The organism is Kitasatospora sp. NPDC088548 (assembly GCF_044753005.1).
GTDB lineage: Bacteria > Actinomycetota > Actinomycetes > Streptomycetales > Streptomycetaceae > Kitasatospora.
On sequence record NZ_JBIVMI010000013.1, the window covers coordinates 76,389 to 94,666 of the forward strand.

An 18,278-nucleotide genomic window follows, 5' to 3' on the forward strand; every position below is an offset into this window, starting at 1 on the left:
CTTGTCAGTACCTAGAATGTGAGACCTGCTCACCTTCCTTTGCTCCGAACCGTCCGGCGCCCCCGGCCGGGCGGCCCCACCCCGCAAGGAGTCGCGTGTGATCAGGTCACGATCGGCAGGTGCGCGGCGAGGTCGGACGGCCGCGCGCCGCTCCCCGTACGGCGCGCTGCTCGCGGCGGGCGCCCTCATCGCCACCCTCGGCCTGGCCGGAGCCCCCGCCGCCCTCGCCGACCCCGGCCCGGCCGCCCCGGCGGCCGGCCCCGCCCGCCCGGCCGCGATCGTCGCCCTCGGCGACAGCGCCATCTCCGGGGAGGGCGCCGGTACCGACACCGGCGACGGCTACTTCCCGGAGACCGAAACCCCCACCAACTACTGCCACCGGCACCCCAGGTCGGAGATCTTCGTCACCGGCATCCCCGGCGTCACCCCCGTCGACCTCGCCTGTTCCGGCGCCCAGACCGGTGACCTGGTCAGCGACCCCGAGCTGGCGAAGATCACCGGGCCGGGCAGCGGCGACTTCGGCGAGCGCAAGCAGGACGTCCAACTCGCCGAGGTGGCGGGCCGGTACGACGTCAAAATGGTCGTCGTCACGATCGGCGCCAACGACGACTTCGACTTCAGCGGGATCATGATGCACTGCCTCGCGCAGTACTTCCCGATCCCCAAGGACCAGGGCTGCCGCGACACCGTCGGCAGCGACGAGATCGCCCAGCGGGCCGGGAAGGTCCAGCCCAAGGTGGTCGCCGCGCTGCGGAACATCCGGCAGACCATGCGGGCGGCCGGCTACGCCGACTCCTCCTACCAGCTGGTCTACCAGTCGTACTTCAACCCGATCACCCCCGACATCCGCCGCAACGACTACCTCGGCAAGGTCGCCGACGGTTGCCCGGCCTTCCCCGAGGACCTCGCCTGGGGGCACAACTGGGTGGTCCCGGTCTTCAGTGACACCCTGCGCGGCGCGGCCGAACAGGTGCCCGGCGTCCGGTACCTGGACCAGCGGCGGGTCGCCTTCGGCCACGAGGTCTGCGCGGAGTGGACCAGTTCCCCGTACGAGTACACCAACGGGGACGTCATCAACCTGTCCGAGTGGGTCCGCAACGGCTGCGACCAGCAGATCGGCATCCCCGGTCTCTGCATGAACATGGTTCGCCAGTCGTACCACCTGAGGGTGGCCGGTTACCGCGGCGAGGGCGGCTGCCTCGGCCAGTTCTACGCCCGGCCGGGCCAGCAGCAGGCCTACTGCACCCTCAACCAGCAGAACACCACGTCGATCGAACCGCTCACCCCCGGCAGGCCGTTCGGCGACGGGCCCGAGGACGGCGCCTGGTACCAGCTGACCAGCCCCGCCACGGGCCGGGTGCTCGACCTCTCCGGTGGCGGCACCTACGGCGACGCCACCAACGGCCGGAACGCGATCACCTATCCGGCCACCGGCGGCCTCAACCAGTCCTTCGTCCTGGAGGCCGAGCAGGGCGGCGGCTACGAACTCGACTTCAGCGGCAACCGGGACATGTGCCTGGACGCCACCGGTGGTTCCACCGCCCCCGGCACCCGGCTGGAACAGTGGCGCTGCAACGGCGGCGGCAACCAGCACTGGATCTTCGAGCCGGCCGGCGACGGCCTCTACAAGCTGGCCGACTCGCAGGACCGGAGCAAGGTCGTCACCGCGAGCGGCGACCTCGACGCCAAGGGCAACCCGCTGGTCGAGCTCGCCGCCGACACCGGTGCGGCCGGCCGGCTCTGGCAGCTCACCAAGCTCGGCATCGTCTACCTGCACGGCTGACCGGCGCTACCCCGCCGCCGCCCCCAACCGGGCGGCGGCGGAGGCGTCCAGCGGGTACGGAAGCTCCACCGGCAGCAACCCGCTGTCCCCGGTTCGCCGTACCTCTTCGGCCAGCGCCGTGACATCCGTGATCCGGCTGATCCACTCGTCCGCGTACCGCCGCACCGCCTCACCGCGCAGCCCGATCTGGACCGCCCGCCAGGCCAGCGGCCGCAGTCGCACGTCCCGCTCCGGATCCCACTGCACCCGGACCGGACTGCGTCGCAGCTCCCGCTTCCAGTCGTCCTTCGACGCGTGCACCCGGCCGGTGTACGCGCTCAACACCCCCTGTCCGAGCGCCCAGTCGAAGCCGGCCCGGCTGATCTCCAGTGCCAGCACCCGTTCCTGGCCGGCACCGCGGGCCCAGTCGCTGCGGTGCATCAGCCAGAGGAACGACGGCTTGACCCAGGTCATCCGGTCCCGCTTGAACGCGGCCGGGAAGCGCCCGTCCGCGGCGGCCGGGCCGGCGATCTCCGGGCCGAAGGCCTGGTACACGGTGACGGTACCGGCGGTGTGGGCCGCGCGGATCTGACGGACGGGAGGGATTTCGTCGGGCATACCCTGGATCGTCCGCGTACCGCCGCAGCGCGCGCCACCGGTTTTCGCCGTGGACCGGCCGCTCGGGGGCGGCTGCCGCCGGCGTCCCTGGCGTGGTGCCGTAGGCTCGGCCGGCGTCGCTGTGTTCGTAGCAGCGTCGGTCACGAGCGGGGGCGGGGAGTCCAGAGCTGATGAGCACGGCATCGAGCACCGAATCGTCGAGCACCGAGTCCGGCACGTCGTCGCGCCCGCTCGCGGGGGAGAACGAGGCGGTGGAGCCCGGCCGGGGCGGGTTCGCCGCCCTGGTGGACCGCTTCGCGCCCGCGCTCGGCGCGTACGCGGTGGTGAAGGCCACCGGGCTGACCGTCTTCATGCTGCTGCTGTCGCACACCGGGGACTACCTCAAGAAGGACCCGGGCCGCGGCGGCGGTGCCCAGCCCTGGGACGTGCTCGGCACCTGGGACGGCGTCTGGTACCAGCGGATCGCTGAGTTCGGCTACGACCCGCAGCTGATCCGGCTGGAGGGCTATCCGCTCGCCACCTACTACGAGAACTCGGCGGCCTTCTTCCCGCTCTACCCGTGGCTGATGAACCTGGTGGGGGCGGTCACCGGCCTCGGCCCGTACGGCTCCGGCATCGTGGTGTCGGTGCTGGCCTCCTTCTTCGCGGCGGCCGGGATCTTCGCGATCGCCGAGCGGCTGGGCGGCTTCAGGGCGGGCGTGATCGCGGCGGTGGTCTGGGGGCTGTTCCCCGGTTCGGGCGTCGAGTGGGCGGTCTACTCGGACTCGTTGTTCGTCGCGCTCTCCGCCTGGGCCTGCTACTGCGTGATGACGCGGCGCTGGCTGACCGCGGGCCTGCTCGCCCTGGTGGCCGGCCTCAACCGGCCGACCGCCGCCGCCCTGATCGCGGCCGTCTCGATCGCGGCGCTGGTGGCACTCATCCGGCGCACCGACGGCATCGCGCGCCCCCTGACCGCGATGCTGATCACCCCCTGGGGCCTGCTCTGGTACGTGGCCTGGGTCGGCTACCGGATGGACGACTGGGGCGGCTACTTCAAGCTCCAGCGCGGCGCCTGGAACCGCTACTTCGACTGGGGCGCCTCCACTTTCCGGAGCGCGCTGGACGTGATCACCGGGCACTGGACCTTCTGGCAGTCCAATCCGGCCCCCGACCTGATCGCGATCGCCCTGCTGATGGCCCTGCCCGGGCTGCTGGTGCTGCTGCTGCGCACCCGGCCGCCGCTGGTGCTGGTGGTCTACACGGCGCTGACCGTCTTCACCGCGCTGAGCAGCAACCAGATCTTCGGCAACATCTCGCGGTATCTGCTGCCGGCCTTCCCGCTCTTCATCGGCCTGGCGATCGCGCTGCGCCGGCTGCGGCTGTCCACGCTGGTGGGCCTGTTCGCGATGCCGGTGATCGCGGCCGGCTGGTACGCCGGGTACGCGCTGTTCGAGCTCGGCATCCCGTAGGCCCGACAGCCCCGCCCGTGTCGGCGCCCCGCGTTTAGTTGGTCAACGGGATCATCCGCCAGCAGACGGCCTTGCTACGCTCGGACGTATGACGACGATCCCGCCCGTGCGCCAGATCCGCGACATCTCCGGACTGCTGGATCACGCCAGCCACGTCCTGGCGACCCGGATGGCGGCGGCCTTCACCGAGCTCGGGATCACCCCGCGCGCCTACTGCGTGCTCTTCCACGCGCAGGAGGCCGAGCGCACCCAGATCCAGCTGGCCGAACTGGCCGACCTCGACAAGACCACCATGGTCGTCACCGTCGACGAACTGGAGAAGGCGGGCCTGGCCGAGCGCCGTCCGTCCGCCACCGACCGCCGGGCCCGGATCATCTCGGTGACCGAGGCGGGCGGGCACGCCGTCGCACAGGGCACCGCGATCGCCGACCGGGTGCACCGGGAGGTGCTGGAGTCGCTGCCCGAGCCCGAACGGGAGTTCTTCGTCTCGGCCCTGTCGCGGCTGGTGGACGGCCCGCTGGCGGAGCCGGTGGAGAGTGAACGCGTGGTGCGCAGGGCCCGCCGCCCCCGGGGCTGAGGGCGGCGGCCCGGCGGCTCCCACTCGCCCCGGCGGTGCTCTGCACAGGCTTGCTGACGGTCACTCCGGACGCCGCTGTCACCGTGATCGGCCGCAGGAAAGTCTCCGTCGCCGGGCCCCGACCCTGGCCGGCGGTCCCTTCGGGCCCTTGGGGAAACGCTGCTGTCGGTCGATCAGAAAGCAGCCGGCCCCGGGGTCACGGCCAGACCAGGCAGTACAGCTGGTGCCCGGCGTCGTGCAGCCGGTTGGCGAAGTCCTGCCACTCGTGCAGCATGCTGTAGATCACGAAGGCGTCGCGCGGGCCCCGGCGGTCGGGCACGGTGGACCAGATGAAGGCGGCGGCGCCGAGTTCGGTCTCGTCGGCCTTGCGCAGCGGCTCGACGACGTTCTGGGGGAGCTGGACGACCGCGTAGTCGGGGTGCAGCACGACCAGTTCCAGCGGCGGGACCTGGTGCAGCGGCACGCCCTGGATGCCGGTGAGGACCATGGCGCTCATGGTCTCCGGCTTGATCTTGGTGGAGAGGTGGCCGTTGGGGGAGCCGCTGGTCTCCATCAGGTCGCCGAGCCGCCCCAGCGAGCCGAGTTCGCCCGCGTCCAGGCCCAGCCCGCCAGGGCCCAGCGCGGTGGGGACTCTGGCGGCGGTGGCCCGGTCGGGTGCGCCGAAGTACTTGTATGTCACCCCCACGCGTCCCTCACCCCGCCTCTCGCCGCCGCGACCGCCGCGACCCGTACCCGCTCCCGTACCCCCGCGTGCGGCCTCGGCGCGCCTGCGGGAGCCACCCGCCGCCTCGTCGTAGCCGTCCTGCGCCTCGGACACTCGGACCATCCTCACCGGAATTCGCCGGAATCGACAGACCCCCGCACGTCCGGCGTCCCTCCGGACGTGCTCCTTACCCGTCATGCGCCGCCGTACCCAGTCGCGGTACGCGGCAGTCCTGCACTCACCCCTGCACACCCCGGAGTGTCTGCACACTCGGAGTACATAGTCTGACTGGTCCGTGCAGTGGGAGCAGCCAGGGCCCCGTCATACGGATAACCGTACAGACTTCGGCACCCGGATCATCGTTCCAGATGATGAGGTCCGACATGCAGAGGTGAAGGACACGATTTGAGACCATGTCTTCTGTGAGCTACCCCTACGAAGCACCCCAGTCCCAGTCGCTCTTCGACCGCGCCTCGATCGTCACGCCCGGCGGCGTCAACTCGCCGGTGCGCGCCTTCCGCGCGGTCGGCGGTACGCCGCGCTTCATGGTGTCCGGCACCGGCCCCTACCTCACCGACGCCGACGGCCGCGAGTACGTCGACCTGGTGTGCTCGTGGGGCCCGATGATCCTCGGCCACGCGCACCCCGCGGTGATCGACGCCGTCCAGCGGGCCGTCTCGCGCGGCACCTCCTTCGGCACGCCCGGTCAGGGCGAGGTCGAGCTGGCCGAGGAGATCGTCGCCCGGATCGCCCCGGTCGAGCAGGTCCGCCTGGTCTCCTCCGGCACCGAGGCCACCATGTCGGCGATCCGGCTGGCCCGCGGCTTCACCGGCCGGGCCAAGGTCGTGAAGTTCGCCGGCTGCTACCACGGCCATGTGGACGCGCTGCTGGCCGCCGCCGGTTCCGGGGTCGCGACCTTCGGTCTGCCGGACACCCCGGGCGTCACCGGCGCCCAGGCCGGGGACACCATCGTGCTGCCCTACAACGACCTGGCCGCCGTCGAGCAGGCGTTCAAGGCGCACCCGGGCGAGATCGCCTGCGTGATCACCGAGGCCTCGCCCGGCAACATGGGCGTCGTCCCGCCGCTGCCCGGCTTCAACGGCGGTCTGGCCCGGCTCTGCCGGGAGAACGGCGCGCTGTTCATCTCGGACGAGGTGATGACCGGCTTCCGCGTCTCCAGGGCCGGCTGGTACGGCCTGGAGGCGGCGAACGAGGGCTGGGCGCCGGACCTGCTGACCTTCGGCAAGGTGATGGGCGGCGGCTTCCCGGCGGCGGCCTTCGGCGGCCGGGAGGACGTGATGGCGCACCTGGCCCCGGTCGGCCCGGTCTACCAGGCGGGCACCCTCTCCGGGAACCCGGTCGCCACCGCCGCCGGCCTGGCCCAGCTGCGCGGCTGCACCGACGAGGTGTACGCCACGGTGGACCGGGTCGCCGCCGAGGTCTCCGCCCTGGTGTCCGACGCGCTGGCCAAGGAGGGCGTGGCACACCGGCTGCAGACCGCCGGGAACATGTTCTCGGTGTTCTTCACCGAGGCCGCCGTCACCGACTACGACGAGGCGAAGACCCAGCAGGCGTACCGTTTCACCGCCTTCTTCCACGCGATGCTCGCCCAGGGCGTCTACCTGCCGCCGTCCGCCTTCGAATCCTGGTTCGTCTCGGCGGCCCACGACGAGCGGGCGATCGAGCGGATCGCCGCCGCCCTGCCGGCGGCCGCCCGCGCCGCCGCCGAGGCCACGGCCTAGCCCGTACACCCCACGAAGCCCAGGAGAACCCAGAAGTGAGTGCCAAAGAGATCACCGTCGTCCATCTGATGCGGCACGGTGAGGTGCACAACCCGGAGGGCATCCTGTACGGCCGCCTGCCGGGCTACCACCTGTCCGAGCTCGGCCGGCAGATGGCCGACCGGGTCGCCGAGGACCTGGCCGGCCGGGACATCACCCATGTGGTGGCGTCCCCGCTGGAGCGGGCGCAGGAGACCGCCGAGCCGATCGCCAAGTCGCACGGCCTGGACATCGCGGTGGACGAGCGGCTGATCGAGGCGGGCAACATCTTCGAGGGCAAGACCTTCGGGGTGGGTGACGGCTCGCTGCGGAACCCGGCCTACTGGAAGTACCTGACCAACCCGTTCAAGCCGTCCTGGGGCGAGCCCTACCTCGACCAGGTGGTGCGGATGATGGGCGCGCTGGGCGCCGCCCGGGACGCCGCGCGCGGGCACGAGGCGGTCTGCGTCAGCCACCAGCTGCCGGTCTGGATCGTCCGCTCCTTCGTGGAGCGCCGCCGGCTCTGGCACGACCCGCGCCGCCGCCAGTGCTCGCTGGCCTCGCTGACCAGCTTCACCTTCGAGGGCGACAGGATCGTCTCGGTCGGCTATCGCGAGCCGGCCCGCGACCTGCTGCCCGCGCACCTGATCGGCAAGGGCGGCAAGGACAAGCCGGTGGGTAAGAGCTTCGGGGCCTGACCGCCACCGAATGGTCTGGTCCAGGTGCAGGTCAGAGGGGGTTCGACACGGAATGTCGGACCCCCCCGAACCTGCCCGGGCCTCCATGCGAAACTTTTCACATGTCTGGCATGACGCGCCCCCGTCCCCGTCTCGCCGCCGCGGCCTCCGCCACCGCGGCCGCCGCCGCGCTCGTCCTCACCGGCTGTTCCTCGTCGGGTTCGTCGGCCGGCGGTGACGGCCAGGTCGGCTTCGTGACGGCCAAGGGGACCAACATCTCCAAGGCCGCGCTCGGCCACCGCCAGGACGCGCCGGACATCTCCGGCAACACGCTGGAGGGCACCCCGACCAAGCTCTCCGACTACCGCGGCAAGGTCGTCGTCCTCAACGTCTGGGGCTCCTGGTGCGGTCCGTGCCGGAGCGAGGCGGACGACCTGGAGCGGGTCTGGCAGAAGTACAAGGACCAGGACGTCCAGTTCCTCGGCATCAACACCCGGGACAGCGATGTCTCCAACGCCATCCGCTTCGAACAGGAGAAGGGCGTCACCTTCCCGAGCATCTACGACCCCGCCGGGGCCCAGTTGCTCAAGTTCCCCAAGGGCAGCCTCAACTCGCAGTCCATTCCGACCACCATCGTGGTCGACCGCGACGGCGGGCTCGCCGCCCGGGCCGTCGGCGGCCAGACCGACGATGCCCTGGAGTCGATGCTGCAGCCGGTGGTCGCGGAGCCGAAGCGGTGAGCGCGTCGCTGCAGCTCGCCGACAACATCGGGACCATCCAGAGCGGGGCGCTGCTGGTGGCCGCGCCGATCGCGCTGCTGGCGGGCCTGGTCTCGTTCTTCTCGCCCTGCGTGCTGCCGCTCGTCCCCGGCTACCTCTCGTACGTGACCGGATTCTCCGCCGCCGACCTCGCGGACGCGCGCGGGACCAGGCGCGGCCGGATGCTGCTCGGGGCCCTGCTGTTCATCCTGGGCTTCACCGCGGTCTTCGTCTCCGGCGGGGCGCTGTTCGGCCAGTTCGGTGACACGCTGAAGGAGCACCAGCAGGTCATCAACAGGGTGCTCGGCGTGGTGACGATCGTCATGGGGCTGGCCTTCATGGGGCTGGTGCCCGGCCTGAGCATGCGCGAGGTGCGCTCGCACCGCCGTCCGGTGATCGGTCTGCTCGGCGCGCCGCTGCTCGGCGTGGTCTTCGGGGTCGGCTGGACGCCGTGCATGGGGCCGACCCTGGGGGCCGTGACGAACCTGGCGCTCAACCAGGCCGACGCCCAGCGCGGCGCCCTGCTGATGTTCTTCTACTGCATGGGCCTCGGCGTACCGTTCATCGTGGCCGCGGTGGCCTTCCGCCGGGCGCTGGGCGCCTTCGGCTGGGTCAAGCGGCACTACCCGCTCGTCATGCGGATCGGCGGCGGCATGCTCGTCGCGGTCGGTCTGCTGCTCGTCACCGGCGTCTGGGACTCGATGGTGAACGACCTGCAGACCCAGTTCGGCGACTTCCAGATCGGAATCTGACCCGTGAGCAAGACCGCGACCGATACCGAGCAGGTGTCCTCGCCCAGTACGGAGGACGCCGCCGAGCGGCTGACCACCGCCCCGGTCGAGTCGGACGGCCCGACCGGAATCGGGGTACTCGGCTGGCTGCGCTGGATGTGGCGCCAGCTGACCTCGATGCGGGTCGCGCTGATCCTGCTCTTCCTGCTCTCGCTGGCCGCCATCCCGGGTTCGCTGATCCCGCAGAACGGCCAGAACCAGTTCAAGGTCGAGGCCTGGAAGGCTCAGCACACCACGGTCGCACCGGTCTACGAGAAGCTCCAGCTGTTCGACGTCTACAGCTCGGTCTGGTTCTCGGCGATCTACATCCTGCTGTTCGTCTCGCTGGCCGGCTGCATCGTCCCGCGCACCTGGCAGTTCGTCGGCGTGCTGCGGGCCCAGCCGCCCGCCGCCCCCCGCGTCCTGACCCGGATGCCGGTCTACGCGGCCTGGCGCACCGAGGCGGACGCCGAGACGGTGAACGCCGCCGCGCACCGGCTGCTCCGCCAGCGCCGCTTCCGCGCCGGCCTGGCGGGTGGCTCGGTGGCCGCCGAGAAGGGGTACCTGCGCGAGGTCGGCAACCTGGTCTTCCACCTGTCGCTCTTCGCGCTGCTGGGCGGTTTCGCCTGGGCGAGCCTGGCCAGCGGTACCGGTGGCAAGCTGATGGTCGCCGGCGAGGGTTACGCCAACACCATCACCCAGCTGGACGACTTCACCGGCTCCCCGTTCTACACCACCGACGACATCGACCCGTTCTACCTCAAGCTGAACGGCTTCACCGCCCGCTTCCAGACGAGCGGCGACCAGATCGGCAGCGCCCGGCAGTTCACCGCGAACGTCGAGTACTACGAGGGCAGCGACGCGTCGAAGCTGACCCAGGGCAAGATCGAGGTCAACCACCCGCTGGAGATCGGCGACAGCAAGGTCTATCTGATCGGCCACGGCTACGCCCCGGTGATCACCGTGAAGAACGCGGCCGGCGAGGTGGTCTACACCGGCGCCACGCCGTTCCTGCCGCAGGACGCCAACCTGACCTCCACCGGTGTCATCAAGGTCTCCGACTACGGCGAGAAGGACGGCGAGAAGACCCAGCTGGGCTTCTCCGGCTTCTTCCTGCCGACCGCCCCGGTGGCCTTCGACAAGAACACCGGTCCGCGCTCGCTCTTCCCGGGCGACGCGGACCCGGCGCTGGTGCTCAACGCCTTCGCGGGCGACCTCGGCACCGACTCCGGTCTGCCGCAGAACGTCTACCAGCTCAACACCAAGAACCTGAAGCAGCTCCAGCAGGAGGGCGAGCCCGCCAAGGCCCGGCTCAAGCCCGGTCAGGGCTGGACCCTGCCGGACGGCTACGGCACCGTCACCTTCGACGGCTACAAGGAGTGGGCCAGCTTCAGCGTCTCGCACCGTCCGGGCAACTCGGTCGCCCTGGCCGGCGGTGTGCTGGCGATCCTCGGCCTGATCGGCTCGCTGTTCGTGCAGCGCCGCCGGATCTGGGTGCGGGCCGTGGCCCTGCCCGGCGGCGGCACCCTGGTCGAGCTGGCCGGGCTGGCCCGCAGCGAGTCGGCGAAGATCGCCGAGGAGCTGGCCGAACTCGCGGTGGACCTCCAGGACGACGCGCCCGCGTCGGACGACCCGGACGACGATCCCACGGACGACGCGCCGGACGACGCCCCCGCGACCGATGACCCCGAGGCGGAGGGGGAGCCCGCAGCCGCCCCGGACGCGCCCTCGGACCCCGCTGTCCCTGCCGACCAGAACTCCAAGGAGTAGACGGTGCACCTCGCCTCGGCGGTCGACCCAAGCCTGGCCGACCTCTCCAACAAGCTGATCTATTCGGCCATGGCCGTCTACCTGATCGCCATGTTCTGCTACATGTTCGAGTGGACCTTCGGCAGCAAGGGTGCCGTCGCCGTCCGCTCGGTCGAGCAGGCGGGCGGCCTGGCCGAGACCGTGGCCGAGGCCAGGGCCAAGGCCGCCAAGAAGGTCACCGTCACGGTCGCCTCGGCCGGCGGCGGTACCACCACGCTGACCCGTACCGCCCTGGCGGGCGAGGGCGCGACGGTGGTCACCAGCGGTCGCGGCGAGGAGGAGCAGGACGGCCCGGGCGCCGCCGGCAACAGCGAGAAGGCGGACCTCTCCGGCCGCATCGCCGTCTCGCTCACGGTCCTCGGCGCGCTGCTGCACGCGGGTGGCGTGCTCACCCGCGGCCTCTCGGTGTCCCGCTGGCCGTGGGGCAACATGTACGAGTTCTCCTGCGCCTTCGCGCTCTCCATGACGGTCGCCTACCTCGGGCTGCTGGCCGCCAGGAAGAAGGCCCGCTGGCTCGGCCTGCCGGTCACCCTGGCCGTCGTGCTCACCCTCGGTATCGCCGTCTCGGTGCTGTACACCGAATCCGAGCAGCTCGTTCCGGCCCTGCACTCGTACTGGCTGGCGATCCACGTCTCGACCGCGATCGTCTGCGGCGGCGCCATGTACGCGGCCTTCATCGGCACCCTGCTGTACCTGGGCAAGGACTCCTTCGACAAGCGCATGGCCGCCGGTCTCACCACCGGCCCGCTCGGCACCTCGGCGTCCATCTGGCGCCGGCTGCCCGCCGCGTCGTCGCTGGACAAGTTCTCGTACCGGATCAACGCGATGGTCTTCCCGCTCTGGACCTTCACCATCATCGCGGGCGCGATCTGGGCCGAGGCGGCCTGGGGCAAGTACTGGGAGTGGGACCCGAAGGAGACCTGGTCGTTCATCACCTGGGTCGCCTACGCGTGCTACCTGCACGCCCGGGCCACCGCCGGGTGGAAGGGGCGCAAGGCCGCCTACCTGGCGGTCCTGGCCTTCGCCTGCTACCTGTTCAACTACTACGGGGTGAACATCTTCGTCACCGGAAAGCACTCGTACGCCGGGATCTGACCAGGAAAGACCACCCACCGGCCCGGCGCTCCGAAGAACGGAAGCCGGGCCGAGGTGCGACGGGGGTAGTTCGTGCCGGCCACCGGTGCCGGCACGGGGAGGAACGAGGAGGAAATCGCGCAATGGAGTGCGACGAGGTCATGCTGACCGTCCGAATCACCGCCGCCGAGCGAATGCTGCTCCGCCGGCTTGCCCAGGGGCACCGCAGCGATGTCTCGGAGGTCGTGGCCGACGGCCTGCTGGACATCATTCCCACGCTCAGCTCGCACACGGACGCCTACCGGCTGCTGGGGGCCCTCACGGCTCCGGCGCCCTGCGCGCTGACGGTCTGGCTGCCGACGCCGCTCGCCGACCTGCTGGTGCCGGGGGCGGCCCGGATCGCGCAGGTGACCGAGGTGCGGATCGGGTCGGCCAGCGCCATGCTGGGCGCCGCGCTGCGGCTCTGGCTGGCCCAGGACCCGAGCCGGCTGGCCGCCAACCTCAGCGTGATGCACGCGGGGCGGCCGTCCGCGCTGGTCGCGGCCTGACCCCGGCCGCGGTCACCGGGTCAGCCGGCGAGCGGCAGGCCCGGGTCGCGGCCGGGCCCGGCGGGGGCGTCCTCGAAGGCGTCGAAGGCGTCCCGCCGGTCCGGCCCGCTGGCCGGTGCGCCGGGTGCCGGCTCGGTGAGCAGCCGGCACTCGGCCGCTGTCCGGCCGTCCTGCACCAGCAGCACCTGCACCGGCACCCGGCGCCCGCCCTGCCCGTCCTGCCCGCGCTCGCGGACGGCCCGGACCAGGCAGGGCCGGTCCAGCTCGATGAAACGACTGAACGACGAGACCAGCTCGACCGGCACCACCGGCTCGGGGTGCCGCAGCCGCTGGGCGGCCTGCCGGGCGGCCTCCAGCACGAGCATGCCGGGCACGTGGTCCAGCGTGTGGTCGAACAGCACCGGGTGGCCGGCGTCGGTGCGCAGCAGCCAGCTGCCGGGCAGCGGGGACGGGCTGAGCACCACGTCGGCGGCCTGCTCGCGGCCGACCAGCCCGGGCGCGGTGGGCGTGCCAGGCCGGACCGGCGTGGCGGTCCGTCGTCCGGACCCGCGGAGCCGGGTGTACGAGGCGGGGGAGATCACCCGCAGCTGGCCGGAGCCGTGGCCGACCGGGCGGCCGTCCCGCTCGATCTCGGCGTGCACCCGCAGCGAGGCCAGCCGGCCGTGCCGCATCCGGACGTCCTGGCAGGCCACCCGGAGCATCAGCGAGGCGGGCCCGGCAGTGACGGCGAGGCCGTCGAGGCCGGCCGGGCCGAGCGCGTAGCAGAGTTCGTCCATCGCGAAGTGGTGGCCGCGCGGGACGCCGAAGCCGGCGTGGCCGATCAGCAGTCCGGCCTGGCGGACGGTCTCGGCCATCAGTACCGGGTCGTGGTGCCGGTCGCCGGGCAGCCGGTAGAAGCCGTGCAGCCGGGGCCACTGGGCGCCGAGCAGGAAGTCGTACGGGCCGGTGGCCTGCCAGCCGGTGATGAACACCTCGGACACCGAGGACCGGTGCACCAGGTGGCGGGAGACGGTCCGCTCGTGGAAGTCGTAGCCGGGGCCGAAGTGCGGATACGGACCATGGGCGCCCGGTTCTTCGATCAATGGCATGACTGGCCCCACTTCCGGGTGTCGGTCGACCGGCCACGGCGGGCGGCCCAGAGAAAACATACAGACCACCCGGTTTGTACTCCGCGTGCGGGGTCGCCCCTGCCGGACGCCCGGCGTGATCACGGTACCCGGCCGCTGGTCTGCGGGAATGTCCGGGCGGGTGGTGGCGGACCTCGGGCGGGGGTCGGCACCCGCTGGACGGTGGGGGCCGCCGAGGCGGTAGATTAGATACCAACCATGCGGTTTCGGGCCGTGCCGTCCGCATGCGAGGCGTCGCACCACCGACGACGGCGCCCTGACAGCAGCCGCGCGAGCCGGGATCTCGCGCGGGCGGAGGCCGGAGGGGCCCAGTGGTCAAGCAGGAACGTGCGGGGCGGACCAGGCAGGCCGTCCTGCTCGCCGCGGCGGACACCTTCGCGGACGCGGGCTTCGAGGCGGCCAGCCTGGTCGACATCAGCCGCCGGGCCGGCGTCAGCAAGGGCGCGCTCTACTTCCACTTCGTCTCCAAGCAGGCGCTCGCCGACGGCGTCCGCGCGGCGGCCGGGCGCGAGATCGGCTCCGCCGCGCTCCGGGCGCTGCGCTGCGGCGGCCCCGCCCTCCAGGGCCTGATCGACTTCTCGCACGAGCTGGCCCGCCTGCTGCGCGAGGACGTGGTGGTGCGGGCCGGTGTCCAGCTCGGCCAGGGCGGCCAGGAGGCCCGCCGGGGCGGTGGGCCGGCCGGCACCGCGGCCACCTGGCGCAGCCTGACCGCCGTGGTCCGGCGGCTGCTGGACCGGGCCGAGGCGACCGGTGAGCTGCGCCCCGGAGTGGACCGTCGGCAGGCCGCCGAGCTGCTCACCACCCTGGCGGCCGGCCTGGTGCTGCTCTCCGCCGAGGACGCGGACCGGCTGGGACCGGAGGCGGTGCGCGGCCTCTGGGCCGCGGCCCTGCCGGCCCTGGTGCCGGGGGAGCGCTGCGCCGCGTACCGCACCTGACCCGGTCCGCCCGGCCGGTGCGGGGGGGGGGTGTACGGAACCGCCGACGGGCCGTTCAGGAACCGCTCAAGGCCTGCCCGTGGGCGGCTCAGGAACGCCCCGGCACCCGCTCGGCGACGCTCAGCCGGGCGAGCGCGTGCGGCTGGACCAGCCCCGGCAGGATCAGCGTCCACAGGTCGGCCATCCGCTGGACCAGGTCCTGGCGGCCGGTCAGCACCTGCGAGCTGAGCTGGATTCCGGTGACCGCGCCCGTGATCACCCCGGCCGCGGCCGCCACGTCCAGGCCCGGGTGCAGGTCGCCCGCCTCCCGGGCGCGTTCCAGCAGCCCACGGGTCACGTCCGACCAGCCCTGGTAGGTGTCGGCCTGCGGCTGGGTGAAGCTGCCGTGCTCGATGGTCAGCCGGATGCTGCCGCGCACCATGGGATCGTCCAGCAGGGCGTGGGCGAAGGCGTAGCCGAGGTCGATCAGCGTCTGGACGGGGCTCTCGGAGGTCGGCCGCCAGGTGGAGAGCCAGGCGCCCTGCCCCTCGATGACGGCGAGTGCCAGCTCCTCCTTGGAGCGGAAGTGGAAGTACAGCGCGCCCTTGGTGACGCCGGCCCGCTCCAGGATCTCGGACATGGTGGCGGCGGCGTAGCCGCGTTCGTCGAACACCTCGGCCGCCGCGAGGAGTACCGCCTGGCGGGTCGCCAGCGCACGGGCCTGCCTGGCCATCGCAGCCTCCCTGGATAGTTCTGGTCCTCGGCAGCGGCCGATCCTATGGGGGCCGACGGCGCTGCGGGCCGCATACCGTCCAGTAGGTATTCTACCGAGCCGCCCGGGGCCCGATCGTGCGTGCGCGGCGGCGGGAGGCCGGGCCGGCGCGGGCCGGAACGCCGACGGCCGGCCACCCGGGTGGGGTGGCCGGCCGCCGGAACGGGTCCGGGGTCCGCGGCTCAGGCGGCCTGCTGCCAGCTGACCGGGGAGTAGTACGCCGGGCGGCGCTCCAGGCGCTGCCAGCTGGCGATCGGCTCGACCGGCGCGACGGCGGCCGCGGCCTGCTGGGCGGCGGCACGGGCCATCAGCACGGCGGTCAGGGCGGCGAGTTCCTCGGCGTCGAGCGAGCCGCGGACGATACGGACGAGAGGTTCGGCGGAAGCGGTCATGATCTGGTTTCTCCCCCGGTGGCTGCGTGGTGTGGTGTGGGGTGGCGCCTGGTGTCGCGTCAGCGAGGTGCGCGGTGCTACATCGGCGGGTTGCCGTGCTTGCGGCTGGGCAGATCGGCGTGCTTGGTGCGGAGCATGGCCAGTGCCGAGGCGAGGACCTGACGCGTCTCGGCGGGGTCGATGACGTCGTCCACGAGGCCGCGTTCGGCCGCGTAGTACGGGTGCATCAGCTCGCTCTTGTATTCCTTGATCTTCTGGGCGCGGGTCGCGTCCGGGTCCTCGGCACCGTTGATGTCACGGCGGAAGATGACGTTGGCCGCGCCCTCGGCGCCCATGACGGCGATCTCGTTGGTGGGCCAGGCGTAGGACAGGTCCGCGCCGATGGAGCGGGAGTCCATGACGATGTAGGCGCCGCCGTAGGCCTTGCGCAGGATCAGCTGGATGCGCGGCACGGTGGCGTTGCAGTAGGCGTAGAGCAGCTTGGCGCCGTGGCGGATGATGCCGTCGTGCTCCTGGTCGACGCCGGGCAGGAAGCCGGGGACGTCGAGCATGGTGACCAGCGGGATGTTGAAGGCGTCGCACATCTGCACGAAGCGGGCGGCCTTCTCGCTGGCGTTGATGTCGAGCACGCCGGCCAGCGACTGCGGCTGGTTGGCGATGATGCCGGTGACGTGGCCGTCGATCCGGGTGAGGACGCACAGCACGTTGGTGGCCCAGCGCTCGTGGACCTCCAGGTACTCGCCGTGGTCGACGATCTCCTCGATGACCTTGCGCATGTCGTACGGGCGGTTGCCGTCGGCGGGCACGAGGTCGAGCAGGACGTCGTTGCGGCGGTCCACGGGGTCGTCGCCGGCGACCGGCGGGGGCATCTCGCGGTTGTTCTGGGGGAGCAGCGAGAGGAGGTAACGGACCTCCTCGATGCAGGACTGCTCGTCGTCGTAGGCGAAGTGCGAGACGCCGGAGGTGGAGGAGTGGACGTCGGCGCCGCCGAGGCCGTTCTGGGTGATCTTCTCGCCGGTGACGGCCTGCACGACGTCGGGGCCCGTGATGAACATCTGGGAGGTCTCGCGGACCATGAAGACGAAGTCGGTCAGGGCCGGGGAGTAGGCGGCGCCGCCGGCGCAGGGGCCGAGCATCACGGAGATCTGCGGGATGACGCCGGAGGCCTTGGTGTTGCGCTGGAAGATGCCGCCGTAGCCGGCGAGGGCGGTGACGCCCTCCTGGATACGGGCGCCGGCGCCGTCGTTCAGCGAGACCAGGGGTGCGCCGGCCGCGATGGCCATGTCCATGATCTTGTGGATCTTCTGCGCGTGGGCCTCGCCCAGCGCTCCGCCGAAGATCCGGAAGTCGTGCGCGTAGGTGAAGACCGTCCGGCCGTGCACGGTGCCCCAGCCGACGATGACGCCGTCGGTGTGCGGCTTCTTGGCCTCCAGGCCGAAGCCGGTGGCGCGGTGCCGGCGCAGCTGCTCGACCTCGTGGAAGGAGCCCTCGTCGAGCAGCAGGTCGATGCGCTCGCGGGCGGTCAGCTTGCCCTTGGCGTGCTGGGCCGCGGTGGCCTTCTCGCCCGGGCCCTGGCGGACCTGGTTGCGCAGTTCGTGCAGCTCGGCGACCCGCCCGTGGGCGTCGGCCGGGATCTCGGGGACCTCGTCACCGATCGGCGCCTCATGCACAACCGTCATCTCGAACCACTCCAAGGGTGAGGGAACTGTCCGACAGCCAACGTCTGCTGTGCCCCCGGCTGCGAATCACTTCTTCACTTATGACTGTACGAGGGGCCGCACGCTGGTTTCGGCGTCGATTCCGTACAAGGTCGCGTCCGTTTAGATGTCAGGGCTGGACAGAAACCGAGCCGCTCCGTCCTGTGCGCTCGGTGTCTGTTCGAATACCGGGGGTTGTCGCCAAGATGGTCATCGGATGATCTGAGCATGAAGAAACGTGCAGGTCAGGGCTGTCAATCACTACGGTAGCGGACCGTTTTGGAGGATTGCTCAAGGCCTGATAAAGCCGATCGGGGCATGGTGGCGGGAAGCGATCTGCCGCCCGGCAGTCGTAGGGATGCGCCAAAAACACCGCAGCCCACCCGCATGTTCCCGGGTGGGCTGTTTGAGGGAGTCGCCTCAGCTCTTGCGGCCGTCTTCCGGCTCGTCCCTGCCCCGCAGCTCCTCCTCGCGGCGGCGCAGATCCGCCTCCCACTGCTTGAGCATGTCCTCGTGCTGCTTGTTGTCCTTCTTCAACGACGCCAGGAACTCCGGGTCGTCGTCCGGCGCGAGCGGGCGGCCGCCGCGCGGGCGGTCGTACTCTGGGTAGCCGGCGGTGGACCCGGCCGTCGCCGTCCGTAGTCCGTCGCGCCGCTTTCCGGCCACCAGCCAGGCGATGGAGCCGACCAGCGGGAAGAGCAGCACGATGATGACCCAGACCACCTTGGGCAGGTGTTTCACCTCGTCCTCGGGGGTGGTCAGGCAGTCGATGAAGGCCCACACCCAGAGGGCGAGCGGGAGCACGAAGGTCAGAATCCTCAGCACGGCGGCGATCTCCCCCGGCGACGGCGGTTGGGCGGGACTTCTCAGGG

At 71.6% G+C, this 18,278-nt stretch carries 18 protein-coding genes; 11 read left to right on the forward strand and 7 right to left on the reverse strand.

Annotated features, from left to right (window positions below):
• Positions 1 to 97: 97 nt before the first annotated feature.
• On the forward strand, positions 98 to 1,783 hold the full coding sequence (locus tag ACIP82_RS18460; RefSeq protein WP_400654404.1) for an RICIN domain-containing protein: 1,686 nt from the start codon (positions 98 to 100) through the stop codon (positions 1,781 to 1,783).
• Positions 1,784 to 1,789: 6 nt separating this feature from the next.
• Here the strand turns inward: ACIP82_RS18460 and ACIP82_RS18465 are convergent, their stop codons facing one another.
• A complete protein-coding gene (locus ACIP82_RS18465; RefSeq protein ID WP_400654406.1) occupies positions 1,790 to 2,380 on the reverse strand; it encodes a DUF4291 domain-containing protein in 591 nt (196 codons plus the stop codon).
• Positions 2,381 to 2,550: 170 nt separating this feature from the next.
• Here ACIP82_RS18465 and ACIP82_RS18470 point away from each other — a divergent pair, with 170 nt between their 5' ends.
• Positions 2,551 to 3,828: a hypothetical protein gene (locus ACIP82_RS18470; protein ID WP_363605966.1), complete on the forward strand. Its 1,278-nt coding sequence runs from the start codon at positions 2,551 to 2,553 to the stop codon at positions 3,826 to 3,828.
• Between the two features lie 88 nt (positions 3,829 to 3,916).
• Complete coding sequence (locus ACIP82_RS18475) at positions 3,917 to 4,405, forward strand: MarR family transcriptional regulator (RefSeq protein WP_363605964.1); 489 nt, start codon at positions 3,917 to 3,919, stop codon at positions 4,403 to 4,405.
• A 196-nt stretch (positions 4,406 to 4,601) separates the two neighbouring features.
• Here ACIP82_RS18475 and ACIP82_RS18480 read toward each other — a convergent pair whose 3' ends face one another.
• Complete coding sequence (locus ACIP82_RS18480) at positions 4,602 to 5,231, reverse strand: hypothetical protein (protein WP_363605963.1); 630 nt, start codon at positions 5,229 to 5,231, stop codon at positions 4,602 to 4,604.
• 290 nt (positions 5,232 to 5,521) lie between these two features.
• Here ACIP82_RS18480 and hemL point away from each other — a divergent pair, with 290 nt between their 5' ends.
• The 7 genes from hemL (at position 5,522) to ACIP82_RS18515 (ending at position 12,504) form a co-directional block, all read left to right on the forward strand.
• On the forward strand, positions 5,522 to 6,850 hold the full coding sequence (hemL, locus tag ACIP82_RS18485; protein ID WP_363605961.1) for a glutamate-1-semialdehyde 2,1-aminomutase: 1,329 nt from the start codon (positions 5,522 to 5,524) through the stop codon (positions 6,848 to 6,850).
• A 68-nt stretch (positions 6,851 to 6,918) separates the two neighbouring features.
• Positions 6,919 to 7,566 carry a histidine phosphatase family protein gene (locus ACIP82_RS18490; protein WP_363606060.1) on the forward strand — a complete coding sequence of 216 codons (648 nt, stop codon included), beginning with the start codon at positions 6,919 to 6,921 and terminating at the stop codon, positions 7,564 to 7,566.
• 110 nt (positions 7,567 to 7,676) lie between these two features.
• Positions 7,677 to 8,285, forward strand: coding sequence for a TlpA disulfide reductase family protein (locus ACIP82_RS18495; protein WP_363605960.1), 609 nt, complete (start codon positions 7,677 to 7,679; stop codon positions 8,283 to 8,285).
• On the forward strand, positions 8,282 to 9,055 hold the full coding sequence (locus ACIP82_RS18500) for a cytochrome c biogenesis protein CcdA (protein ID WP_363605959.1): 774 nt from the start codon (positions 8,282 to 8,284) through the stop codon (positions 9,053 to 9,055). The genes ACIP82_RS18495 and ACIP82_RS18500 overlap by 4 nt, the downstream gene beginning before the upstream one ends.
• Positions 9,056 to 9,058: 3 nt before the next feature.
• Positions 9,059 to 10,843, forward strand: a complete 1,785-nt coding sequence (locus tag ACIP82_RS18505; protein WP_400654411.1) for a cytochrome c biogenesis protein ResB — start codon at positions 9,059 to 9,061, stop codon at positions 10,841 to 10,843.
• Between the two features lie 3 nt (positions 10,844 to 10,846).
• Positions 10,847 to 11,977 (forward strand): c-type cytochrome biogenesis protein CcsB, encoded by a 1,131-nt coding sequence (gene ccsB / locus ACIP82_RS18510; protein ID WP_363605956.1) that lies wholly within the window; start codon positions 10,847 to 10,849, stop codon positions 11,975 to 11,977.
• A 122-nt stretch (positions 11,978 to 12,099) separates the two neighbouring features.
• Positions 12,100 to 12,504, forward strand: a complete 405-nt coding sequence (locus tag ACIP82_RS18515; RefSeq protein ID WP_363605955.1) for a hypothetical protein — start codon at positions 12,100 to 12,102, stop codon at positions 12,502 to 12,504.
• A 20-nt stretch (positions 12,505 to 12,524) separates the two neighbouring features.
• Here the strand turns inward: ACIP82_RS18515 and ACIP82_RS18520 are convergent, their stop codons facing one another.
• Complete coding sequence (locus tag ACIP82_RS18520; RefSeq protein WP_400654414.1) at positions 12,525 to 13,592, reverse strand: ScbA/BarX family gamma-butyrolactone biosynthesis protein; 1,068 nt, start codon at positions 13,590 to 13,592, stop codon at positions 12,525 to 12,527.
• A gap of 350 nt (positions 13,593 to 13,942) precedes the next feature.
• Here ACIP82_RS18520 and ACIP82_RS18525 point away from each other — a divergent pair, with 350 nt between their 5' ends.
• A complete protein-coding gene (locus ACIP82_RS18525) occupies positions 13,943 to 14,566 on the forward strand; it encodes a ScbR family autoregulator-binding transcription factor (protein WP_400654417.1) in 624 nt (207 codons plus the stop codon).
• An 88-nt stretch (positions 14,567 to 14,654) separates the two neighbouring features.
• Here the strand turns inward: ACIP82_RS18525 and ACIP82_RS18530 are convergent, their stop codons facing one another.
• From ACIP82_RS18530 to ACIP82_RS18545, 4 genes are all read right to left on the reverse strand, one after another.
• On the reverse strand, positions 14,655 to 15,278 hold the full coding sequence (locus ACIP82_RS18530; RefSeq protein WP_400654419.1) for a ScbR family autoregulator-binding transcription factor: 624 nt from the start codon (positions 15,276 to 15,278) through the stop codon (positions 14,655 to 14,657).
• 221 nt (positions 15,279 to 15,499) lie between these two features.
• A complete protein-coding gene (locus ACIP82_RS18535) occupies positions 15,500 to 15,709 on the reverse strand; it encodes an acyl-CoA carboxylase subunit epsilon (RefSeq protein WP_363605950.1) in 210 nt (69 codons plus the stop codon).
• A gap of 77 nt (positions 15,710 to 15,786) precedes the next feature.
• Positions 15,787 to 17,388, reverse strand: coding sequence for an acyl-CoA carboxylase subunit beta (locus ACIP82_RS18540; protein ID WP_363605948.1), 1,602 nt, complete (start codon positions 17,386 to 17,388; stop codon positions 15,787 to 15,789).
• 438 nt (positions 17,389 to 17,826) lie between these two features.
• Positions 17,827 to 18,231, reverse strand: coding sequence for a PLD nuclease N-terminal domain-containing protein (locus ACIP82_RS18545; protein ID WP_363605947.1), 405 nt, complete (start codon positions 18,229 to 18,231; stop codon positions 17,827 to 17,829).
• Positions 18,232 to 18,278: the final 47 nt, after the last annotated feature.